Source organism: Candidatus Eisenbacteria bacterium (assembly GCA_016930695.1).
Lineage (GTDB): Bacteria > Orphanbacterota > Orphanbacteria > Orphanbacterales > Orphanbacteraceae > JAFGGD01.
Genome location: JAFGGD010000021.1, coordinates 20,610 through 31,074 on the forward strand (window position 1 = coordinate 20,610; position 10,465 = coordinate 31,074).

Annotated in this window: 9 protein-coding genes; all 9 read left to right on the top strand. The window is 67.4% G+C overall.

Going from position 1 to position 10,465, the window contains the following annotated elements; genetic code table 11:
• Positions 1-257 precede the first annotated feature (257 nt).
• The 9 genes from JW958_03650 to JW958_03690 are packed head-to-tail and all read left to right on the top strand — an operon-like array spanning position 258 to position 10,164.
• On the top strand, positions 258-860 hold the full coding sequence (locus tag JW958_03650) for a MarR family transcriptional regulator (protein MBN1825336.1): 603 nt from the start codon (positions 258-260) through the stop codon (positions 858-860).
• 25 nt (positions 861-885) lie between these two features.
• Positions 886-1,224: a ferredoxin family protein gene (locus tag JW958_03655; protein ID MBN1825337.1), complete on the top strand. Its 339-nt coding sequence runs from the start codon at positions 886-888 to the stop codon at positions 1,222-1,224.
• Positions 1,221-2,441: a 2-oxoacid:acceptor oxidoreductase subunit alpha gene (locus JW958_03660; GenBank protein ID MBN1825338.1), complete on the top strand. Its 1,221-nt coding sequence runs from the start codon at positions 1,221-1,223 to the stop codon at positions 2,439-2,441. The genes JW958_03655 and JW958_03660 overlap by 4 nt, the downstream gene beginning before the upstream one ends.
• On the top strand, positions 2,438-3,379 hold the full coding sequence (locus tag JW958_03665; GenBank protein ID MBN1825339.1) for a 2-oxoacid:ferredoxin oxidoreductase subunit beta: 942 nt from the start codon (positions 2,438-2,440) through the stop codon (positions 3,377-3,379). Before JW958_03660 ends, JW958_03665 begins: the two co-directional genes overlap by 4 nt.
• On the top strand, positions 3,372-3,950 hold the full coding sequence (locus tag JW958_03670) for a 2-oxoacid:acceptor oxidoreductase family protein (GenBank protein ID MBN1825340.1): 579 nt from the start codon (positions 3,372-3,374) through the stop codon (positions 3,948-3,950). The genes JW958_03665 and JW958_03670 overlap by 8 nt, the downstream gene beginning before the upstream one ends.
• Positions 3,951-3,970: 20 nt before the next feature.
• Positions 3,971-6,292: an FAD-dependent oxidoreductase gene (locus tag JW958_03675; protein MBN1825341.1), complete on the top strand. Its 2,322-nt coding sequence runs from the start codon at positions 3,971-3,973 to the stop codon at positions 6,290-6,292.
• Complete coding sequence (locus JW958_03680) at positions 6,289-7,497, top strand: (Fe-S)-binding protein (protein MBN1825342.1); 1,209 nt, start codon at positions 6,289-6,291, stop codon at positions 7,495-7,497. The genes JW958_03675 and JW958_03680 overlap by 4 nt, the downstream gene beginning before the upstream one ends.
• Positions 7,494-9,998 (top strand): hydrogenase iron-sulfur subunit, encoded by a 2,505-nt coding sequence (locus tag JW958_03685; protein MBN1825343.1) that lies wholly within the window; start codon positions 7,494-7,496, stop codon positions 9,996-9,998. Before JW958_03680 ends, JW958_03685 begins: the two co-directional genes overlap by 4 nt.
• Before the next feature lie 4 nt (positions 9,999-10,002).
• On the top strand, positions 10,003-10,164 hold the full coding sequence (locus tag JW958_03690) for a zinc ribbon domain-containing protein (protein ID MBN1825344.1): 162 nt from the start codon (positions 10,003-10,005) through the stop codon (positions 10,162-10,164).
• The last annotated feature ends 301 nt before the right edge of the window (positions 10,165-10,465 follow it).

The window sequence follows — 10,465 nt, forward strand, 5'->3', positions numbered from 1 at the left end:
CGGCCGCGAAACCCGAAGCGTGACAGGAAGATCCGTGGTTGTTCCTTGCGCCGAGCCTACCCGGCGGCCCTCTCCGCTGTCAACCGCGGACACCCCTCTTCCCCACGCATCGCCCCGAAGAGGCGATACGGGGAAAACTGGCACGATTTTTTCCCGAACGCATTGAAAACAAACCAATTGACAAAAATCATAAAGATGGGTTAATCTTTCATCCGGGTTACTGAATAAAGACTGGGGATTTTCACAACGAGAAAGCTGTGATCAGTCACGTTCCACCCCCGGGGAACGGCGACGAAGACCTGCTTTCCCTCCGAGTCGCGCGCATCAGTCACGTCTTCGCGAACGCCGTTCGTGAGATCCTCGAGACGCGCATTCTTCGCGAGTGCGCGCCCGCGCCTCTTTCCATCCATCAGGTGCACCTCCTCAAGCTGATCGAGATGAACGGCAGCGCCCGCGTCGGCGAGGTGGCCGGTTTTCTCGGCGTCAGCGCCCCCGCGGCGTCGAAGAACGTGGACAAACTCGCCCGCCTCGGCCTTCTCGACCGGATCACGCCCGCCGAGGATCGCCGCAGCATCGATCTCCGAATCACGGCCGAGGGCCGGGAATTTCTCCGGCTTTACCGGGAACGCCGGGTGTCGGGTCTTCAACCCGTGCTCGGAAACTTGACGGATCAAGAACGCGTCGATCTCGCCTCTCTTCTGGGACGGTTCACCACGCTGCTTCTCCGGCGGGAGGAAGGGGACGGGAAACCCTGCCTTCGCTGCGGCGGCCTGGTCGCGACGAACTGTCCCTTCGAGAAGGAGGTCGGCCCATGCCCCTACCACCGGGGGGGGCGGGAATCGACCGGTTCATCCGGTTGACGCCGGTCCCGACGGGAGACGCATCATGACGCACGGCACGGAGGCGCGGCGCTACTGGAGAACGCCGCTGGACAAGGACCGCGTCGCCGTCCGGCACGGGTCCATTCACATCCTGGAGGAGCGCTGCAAGGGCTGCGCCTACTGCGTGGAGCACTGTCCCTTGGACGTGCTCCGCCTCTCCACGCGATTCAATCTGAAGGGCTATCATCCCCCCGAGGTGGCGCGAGAGGAGACCTGCGTCGCCTGCCATCTCTGCGAAGTGCTCTGCCCCGAGTTCGCCATCTTCGTGACCGACGGGACGGAGGGGGAAACCGGCCGGCCTCCCATCCCGGAGAACCTGCCGGACGGGGAGGGCATCTCTTGAACGCCCACCCGGAAGGCGTGCTGACCGGCGCCCACTACCTCGACGGGGACCACGCCGCCGCCGAGGGCGCCCTCGCCGCCGGATGCCGTTTCTTCGCCGGCTACCCGATCACCCCCTCCACGGAGATCGCCGAGCGGGTCTCCCGCCGCTTTCCCAAGGTGGGGGGCGTCTACATCCAGATGGAAGACGAGATGGCCTCCATGGCCGCCATCCTGGGCGCCTCCTGGGGGGGCGTGAAATCGATGACATGCACATCCGGCCCCGGTTTCTCGCTGATGATGGAGAACCTGGGGCTCGGCCTGATGATGGAGGTCCCCTGCGTGCTCGTGAACGTGCAGCGCGGCGGTCCCTCCACGGGGCTCCCCACCATGGTGGGCCAGGCGGATATGATGCAGGCGCGCTACGGCTCTCACGGCGACTACGCGATCATTGCGCTCGCCCCCAACTCCCCCCAAGAATGTTTTGACCGAACCATTCAAGCATTCAATCTTTCGGAGCGGTACAGGCTCCCCGTGCTCGTGATGATGGACGAGTGCGTGGGCCACATGACCGAGAAGGTGGTGATCCCGCCGCCGGAGGAGATCGACATCGTGGAGCGGCGGATCACCTCTCTGCCGCCGGGGGAGTACCTTCCCTACGCGCCGAACGGCGACGGGGTGCCGGACATGGTGATGGTCGGCGACGGGTACCGGATCCACAGCACCGGTCTTACCCACGACGAGCGGGGTTATCCGATGATGACCGCGGAGGTTCAGGACCGCCTCGTCCGCCGCCTCAAGGACAAGATCGAGAAGAACGCCGACGACATTATCGACGTGGAATCGAACCGGCTCGACGACGCCGAGGTGGTGGTGCTCAGTTACGGCATCACCTCGCGCGTCGCCCGGGCCGCCGTGGACGCCGCGCGCGCCGAAGGGATCCGCGTGGGCGAACTCCGGCTCGTCACGGTCTGGCCCTTCCCGGAAAAGCTGGTTCGCGAACTCGCCGAACGGGTCTCCGCCATCGTGGTTCCCGAGATCAACCTTGGCCAGGTGGTTCTCGAAGCGGAGCGGGTCGTCGGAGGGCGCGCCGCCGTTCTGCCGGTCACGCACGCCGGCGGCTGGGTGCACGATCCGGCGGCGATCCTCGGCGCGATCCGCGAGGGAACGCGCGCCGGAAAGAAAGGGGGCCCGTCGCCGGGCAAGGTGCGGAGGAAAAGGAAAGGGGGCGCATCATGAGCGACATCCTCACGGAAACGGACGCGCGGACCGCCGCGGCGCCCGCCCATCCGATGGAGCCCTACCTCCGGATGGACCGGATCCCGCACATCTGGTGCCCGGGCTGCGGGATCGGTCCGGTGCTCACCTGTTTCGTCGACGCCCTGCACAAAGGGGACTTCGACCTGGACGACGTGGTGGTCGTCTCCGGCATCGGCTGCACCGGCCGCGTGGCGGGGTACATCAAACTGGACTCCTTCCACACCACGCACGGCCGGGCGCTCCCCTTCGCCACGGGCCTTCACCTTTCCAACCGGAGGCTCAAGGTGGTGGTGATCAGCGGCGACGGCGACCTGATCGCCATCGGAGGAAACCACTTCATCCACGCCGCCCGGCGGAACGTCGATCTGACCGTGATCTGCGTGAACAACTTCAACTACGCCATGACCGGCGGCCAGGTCGCTCCGAGCACGCCGACCGGCGCCCTCTCCAGCACCACCCCCTTCGGCAACTCGGAACACCCCTTCAACCTCCCCGGCCTCGCCGCCTCCAGCGGCGCGGTCTACGTGGCGCGCTGGACCTGTCTCCACGTGCGCCGCCTCACCCGCTCGATCTTGGAGGCGATCCGCAAGCCCGGTTTCAGTTTCATCGAGGTGATCGCCCCCTGCCCGACGCTTTACATCAGAAGAAACAAGCTCGGCTCCGTCCTCGACGTGCTCCGCTACTACAAGGAGAAGAGCGAGATCCGGCACGACGCGGACCCGACCAAGGTGGACATCGGCTACGGCGGCACGATCACGGTGGGCCGCTTCGTCGACATCGAGAAGCCCACCTTCCTGGACAACCTGGACGCCAATCTGGAGAGGCGGTTGGGCGAGGAGTACGGGCTTCACAAGGAGTACTACATGCGGACGGCGGCCCGGAGGGCGCTGGTGGACCGGGGGGCGCGTCATGAGTAGACAGGAGATCCGGGTCTCCGGCTTCGGGGGCCAGGGGATCATCTTTCTCGCCTACATCACCGGAAGGGCGGCGGCGATTCACGAGGGACGCCACGCCACATTGAACCAAAGCTTCGGGCCGGAGGCGCGGGGCTCGGCTTGCTCCGCCCAGCTGATTCTCTCCGACGACCCGGTGGACTACCCCTATATCCGACAGCCCGACATCCTGATCGCCATGAGCCAGGACGCTTACGCCAAGTACGCGGACGAGTTGACCGGCGAGGGGACGCTGCTCGTCGACGAGGATCTGGTGCACCCCAGGCGGGATCAAGGGCGCGCCGTGCACGGAGTCCCCGCGACGCGCATCGCCGAAGGACTGGGCCGCCGCATCTGCGCCAACATGGTGATGTGCGGCTTCCTCTCCGCGGTCACCGGAGTGATGGCGCGCGAGGCCGCCCGCGAGGCGATCCGCCTGTCGGTTCCACCGGGCAGCGAGGAGTTGAACCTGCGCGCCTTCGACGAAGGGTACGCCCACGGGACGAAAACCGGCGGCGGCGCCACGGGCGGCGCGAAAACGAGCGCCCGTGCCTGAGCGCGGGAGGAGAGATCGCCATGGAGTGGATCAAGGTTGAAGAGGCGCGGCTCGACTTCCCCTCGGGGGCGCGGTATCCGATCTCCCGGATCGGTCCCTCCCCCTGCATGGAGGCCTGCCCCGCCGGCGTCAACGTCAAAGCCTACGTCTCCCTGATCGCCGAGGGGCGTTACGAGGAGGCGATGCATGTGGTCCGCATGAACTGCCCCCTTCCGGGAGTGTGCGGGCGGGTTTGCAACCATCCCTGCGAGTCGGTCTGCAACAGGAACTCGACGGACGCTCCGGTGGCGATCCGCGCGCTGAAACGCTTTCTCGCCGACCGGGATATAAAGCCGTCTCCCTCCTTCCGCCCCCCCGCCCCCTACCGGAGCCAGAAAATCGCCGTGATCGGCGCCGGACCGGCGGGTCTCACCTGCGCCTACGAGCTGGCCCGCGCCGGTTTCCCCGTCACTCTATTGGAGGCGGAATCGGAACCGGGCGGGATGCTCCGCTACGGCATTCCCTCGTACCGGCTCCCGCGGACGGTGCTCGATCGGGAGATCGAACAGATGCTCGGGCCCGGGATCGATCTTCGAACCGGCGTCGCCCTCGGCCGCGACTTCGGCCTGGACGATCTCGTCGGCGAGGGGCACAAGGCGATCTTTCTCGGGGTCGGCGCCTCCAAGAACCGTCGTCTCGGGATCCCCGGCGAGTCGGACTTCCAGGGGATCGAGGGAGTGCTCCGTTTCCTGAAACGCGTGAACGAAGGGGACCGCAGCCCCGCAGGGGAACGTGTACTGGTGATCGGCGGCGGTAGCTCGGCGATCGACGCGGCGCGGACCGCCCTCCGTCTCGGCGCCAGGAGCGCCGAGATCGTCTACCGTCGATCCAAGGAGGAGATGCCCGCGGTGGAGGAAGAAGTGCGCGCCGCCGAGGCGGAGGGGGTCCGCTTCCGCTGGCTCGCCGCCCCGCAGGAGCTGAAGGCGAAAAACTGGCGCGTGAACGGAATCGAATGCCTGGAGGTGCGACTCGGCGAGCCGGACGCGAGCGGGAGGCGGCGGCCGATCCCGGTCTCCGGTTCCGGTTTCGTGCTCCCCGCCGACGCGGTGATTTCCTCCATCGGACAGGAGGCGTACCTCCCCTTCCTCGGCCACCGGCACGCCCACGCCGTGAGCGACACGGGATTTCTCGTCGCCGATCCGGAGACGGGACTCACCCGGATCAGCGGCGTCTTCGCCGGGGGTGACGTGGTGACCGGTCCCGCCACGGTGATCGAGGCGATCGCCGCGGGGCGGCGCGCCGCGCGGTCCATCGCCCTCTATGTGGAGGGAGGAGCGGCGGCGCTGAAAAAGGGAAAGAGCCGACCCGGCGGCGGCTGGGAACTCGGTCTCGCCGATCCGCCGGCGGAGAGGCGCGACCGTCTCCATCCGCCCGAGAGGGATCTGGAGGAGCGGCTCGGATTCGAAGAGGTGGAGCTTTCCTTCACGGAGGAAGAGGCGCGGGAAGAGGCGTCCCGCTGCCGCCGCTGCGGTCCCTGTTCCGAGTGCTGGAGCTGCATTCCCGGATGCGAGAGACGGCACGTGCTCGTTCGGAGCGGTCCATCCGAGGAGGGAAACGGCGGGAGCTTCGATCTCCTCCTCCGGACCCCGCACGAGGGGATGCCGGCGAACACCCGCGAGGGGGAGCATGGAGGGACGATCACGTTGCGCACCGCCGGCGTCGAGGAACCTCCCGTGCTGCCGGTGGACGTGGCGCTCGTCAAATCGGAGGTGGACGCGGCGCTCTGCCGGGGCTGCGGGAACTGCGTGGAGATCTGCGCCTTCGGCGCTCCCCGCCTGATCCCCGGACCACGGGGCGAACCGGTCTCCCGCATCGACCCGCTCGCATGCCGGGGCTGCGGCCTTTGCGTTTCGGTTTGTAAAACCGGCGCTGCGCGGATCGCCCCCTTCTCCCGCGAGTGGATGCTCGACGAAGGGGCGCGCCGCCTCCTCGACGGGGGCCGCCCCGCGCGGACCGTGGTGATCACCTGCCAGCGACGGGGAGGCTGCGTCGCCCCCGAACCGGACGGGAACGGCGAGCGGGACGTAATCCGCCTTTCCTGCGCCGGACAGGTCGACGCGGGAACGATCCTCGGCCTGATCCTCCGGGGCGCCGAGAAGGTGGTGATCGCCGGGTGCGCCGACGAGCGGTGTCGCTTCGAGAGGGGCGCCGGCGTCGCCAAGGAACAGATCAAACTGGCCCGACGGGTGCTCGCCCTCTCCGGCGTCGACCCGGAGTGCGTGCGGAGCGACTGGTCCGATAGCCCCGAGGGAGATCCCCTCGATTGGGAGAAGCCGGCCTTCGCGGGGGAGGGATCATCATGACGAAGCTCGAAGACCTCGCCAGGCGAACGTCGGCCACGCTCTGCCTCGGCTGCGGCAAGTGCACCGGCGTCTGTCCCCTGTCGGAGCTCCGCGAGTCCTACTCCCCCCGCCGCCTGGTGGCGCGGGCGCTCAACGATCGGGAGCCGGAGGCGACCGAGCTGGTGCGCCAATGCCTCACGTGCGGCGCCTGCGAGGAACTCTGCCCCGAAGGGGTCGCCTTCGTGGACTTCGTGCGGGGCGCGCGGGAGGCGACCGCCGTCGAGGAACGCGCCTCCTGCCCGCACCACGAAATCCTCCAACAGGCGACTCGCTTGATGGCTCAAGGGAAATCGCGGGAGGATCGTCTCTCCTGGCTGACGCCGGACCTGAAGGTCGCGAAGAAGGGGAAGGTGCTCCTCTTCGTCGGTTGCGCCCCCCTCTTCGACACCGTCTTCTCCGGGCTCGGCGTGGAGACGGTGGAGATCGCCCGCTCGGCGATTCGCCTCTTGAACCGCATCGGCATCGAGCCGGTGGTGCGAAGCGACGAGGTCTGCTGCGGCCACGACCTCTTCTGGTCCGGCGACCGCGAGGGGTTCCTCCGGCTGGCGGAGAGGAACGCCGCGATGATCCGGGAGAGCGGCGCCGAGACGGTGGTCACCGCCTGCGCCGAGTGCGCCCGCACGCTCACGAAGGACTACCCGGGCGCCGCGCCCGGCTTCGCGGCGGAGGTGAAACACATCACCTCTTTTCTCATGGATCGAATCGAGGAGCTCGGCCTCTATGAGCTAAGCGACGACTCGTTTTCGGGACAAACCGTCACCTTCCAGGATCCCTGTCGGCTGGGGAGGCACCTCGGAATGACGGAACCGCCCCGGACCATGCTCGGCGCCGTCCCGGGGCTGCGGATCGTCGAGATGGAGAGGAGCGGGCGGGCGGCGCGCTGCTGCGGCACCTCCGGCTTCCAGCATTGCGACGCCGAATCGCGGGAGATGCAGACCCGGCGGCTCGAAGAGGCGGCGGCGACCGGCGCGGAGACGCTCGTCACCGCCTGCCCGAAATGCCTCATCCACTTCACCTGCGCGCTGCGGGAGGACGCGTCCCGCCCCCGATTCGAGGGCGGCGCCGCTCCCCGGCGGGCGATCCGAATCACGGACATCACCACTTTGGTCTCATCGGCGCTGGCGGGCCGCACCCGGCCGGTCGCGACGCAAGGAGAAGGACGATGACGCATAAACTACCCCGGATCGGCGTGTTCGTCTGCGATTGCGGCCTGAACATCGCCGGCGCGGTCGACACGGAGGAGGTGGCCCGCTTCGCCGAGACCCTCCCCGGCGTGGCGGCGGTGATCCGCAACCGCTACACCTGCGCCGATCCCGGACAGAACGAGATCAAGCGGGGGATCGCCGAGCACAACCTGGAAAGGGTGGTGATCGCTTCCTGCACCCCCAAAATTCACGAGCCCACATTCCGCCAATGCGTCGCCGACGCGGGGTTGAATCCCTACCTGATGGAGATGGCCAACATCCGCGAGCACGTCTCCTGGGTGCACCAGGGGGATCGGAAGGGGGCGACGGAAAAGGCGAAGGACCTGGTTCGGAGCGCCGTCTATCGGGCGAACCTTCTGGAGAGCCAGGAGGAGGCGGTCTTCCCGGTGACGGCGGCGGCCCTCGTGGTGGGCGGCGGCGTGGCGGGGATCCAGTCCGCGCTCGACCTCGCCGAGTTGGGTCACAAGGTGTATCTGGTCGAGAAGGAACCGACCATCGGCGGCATCATGGCCGCGCTGGACAAGACCTATCCGACCATGGACTGCTCCATATGAATTCTCGGACCTAAAATGATGGATGCCGGTCGGCATCCCCGGATCGAGCTTCTGACCAACAGCGAAGTGGAAGAGATCAGCGGCTTCGTCGGCAACTTCCGGATCAAGGTCCGGAAGAAGGCGCGCTACGTGGACGAGACCGCGTGCACCGCATGCGGCGAATGCGCCGCGATCTGCCCCGTCGCCGTCCCCGACGAGTACCAGGAAGGCCTCGCCTCCCGCAAGGCGATCTACATGCCCTTCCCCCAGGCGGTCCCCTCCGCCTATGTCCTTCGAATGGAAGACTGCCTCGGCAACAACCCGATCGCCTGCGGAAAATGCGTCGACGCCTGCGACAAAAACTGCATCGATCTCGACGCGAAGGACGAATTCCTCGACCTGGACGTGGGGGTGATCGTCGTCGCCACCGGCCTCGACGTGTACGACCCGCGGGAACAGGACGAATACGGCTACACCCGTTTCTCGAACGTGATCACGTCGATGGAGTTCGAGAGGTTGATCTCCGCGGGCGGCCCGAGCGAGGGACACCTGATCCGTCCCTCCGATCGCGGAACACCGAAGAGGATCGGCTTCGTGCAGTGCGTCGGGAGCCGCGCGCCCGCGCGGGGAGCGCCCTACTGCTCCAACATCTGCTGCATGAACACGGTGAAGCAGACGCTCCTCATCGCCGAGCACGACGCGGAGGCGCGCTCCACGGTCTTCTACACCGACATCCGCGCCTTCGGAAAGGGTTTCGAGGATCTCTACCGGAGGAGCCGGGAGACGGGAACGCTCTACGTGCGCGGCCTGCCGGGCCACGTGGCCGAGGATCCCGGCACGGGGAACCTCTTGGTCACGGTGGAGAACACACTCACCGGGCGGCTGGAGAAGCACGAGATGGATCTGCTCGTTCTCTCCGTCGGGATGGTGCCCCGTAAAAACGGCGGCGGTTCCCTCGGTGAGCTGCTCGCCCTCAGCTCCACGCCCGATGGGTTCGTGCTCGAGGCGCATCCCAAGCTCCGGCCGGTGGACGCGCCCACCCGGGGGGTCTATTTCGCCGGCTGCGTGGAATCGCCGAAGGACGTGAAGGACTCGGTCACCCAGGCCTCCGCCGCGGCGGCCCGCGCCGGCAGCCTTCTCTCCGCCGGCCAGGTGCGCATCGAGGCGATCACCGCACGGATCGACAAGGAGAACTGCACCCTCTGCGGGCGCTGCGCCCGGGTCTGCCCCTATCACGCCATCACGGCGCCGGATCCCAAGACCGGCCTCTTCCCGATGGTGATCCAGGCGGCCTGCGCCGGTTGCGGCACCTGTTCCGCCGAGTGCCCCACCGACGCGATCAACATGAACCATTTCACGGACCCGCAGATTCTCGCCCAGGTGGACGCGGTCCTCGCGGAACGTTCGATGGAGAAGATCGTCGCCTTCGCCTGCAACTGGTGCTCCTACGCCGGAGGCGACATGGCGGGGACCAGCCGGCTCCAGTACCCGGCGTCGACCCGCCTCATCCGAACCATGTGCTCCGGAAGAGTGGACGAGGATTTCATCTGGCACGCCTTCGAAAAAGGGGCGCCCATCGTTCTGGTTTCGGGTTGCCATTTCTCCGATTGCCATTACGTGAGCGCCGTCACTTGGACGCAGCAGCGCGTGGAACGCGTTTGGGAAAAGATGGAGAAGCTCGGCATCCGCCCCTTCCGCCTGCAGCTGGAGTACATCAGCGCCGCGGAGGGGCAGAAGTTCGCGCGGGTGATGCGCGAACTGGACGGGCTCCTCGCGCGGATCACCCCGGAGGAGGTGGAGCAAACCAAGAAGGCTGTCGCCGCCTACCGGGCGGAGAAGCGGGAGAAGCTGCTCAAGATCAAACGGGCGTCGCGGAGAAAAGCGGCGGGGGGCGCTCCCTTCGCCGCTTCCGGCGCCGTGAGGGAGTGATCCGATGAGCGAGACGGTGACATTCTACTGCCTCCGTTGCGGCCACCGTTTCCCGGCCCTTTGGGCGAAAGGGGATACGAAGGAACGCTCCTGCCCCCGCTGCCAATCCAACAGCGTCCGGCGGGAGACCGAAACCGCCGCGGCGCTCCGGGCGAAGGAGAGCTAAGCCGCGACGCGACCGGCCACAGGCCCCGGTTCCCCCCGAGGAACCGGGGCTTTTCCCGTTCCCCCCACCGTGCCCCGAAGGGAGACTGGTGGGGGATGGAAAGGCACCCCCACCCTCTCCCGCCATCCCCTCCTCCGCCGGTCTCCCTCTCGGGGCCGTCTCGACTCGCCGGGCACCCACCCGAGCCCGCCTCCGTCGAGGCGTAAAAGAATCTGTCGAGCTTATCGGGGCGGGCGGAGGTGGGTCGGCGAGCGAGAAGAGGGAGGATGCGGAAGCATCCGGACCGTGCCCCGAAGGGAGA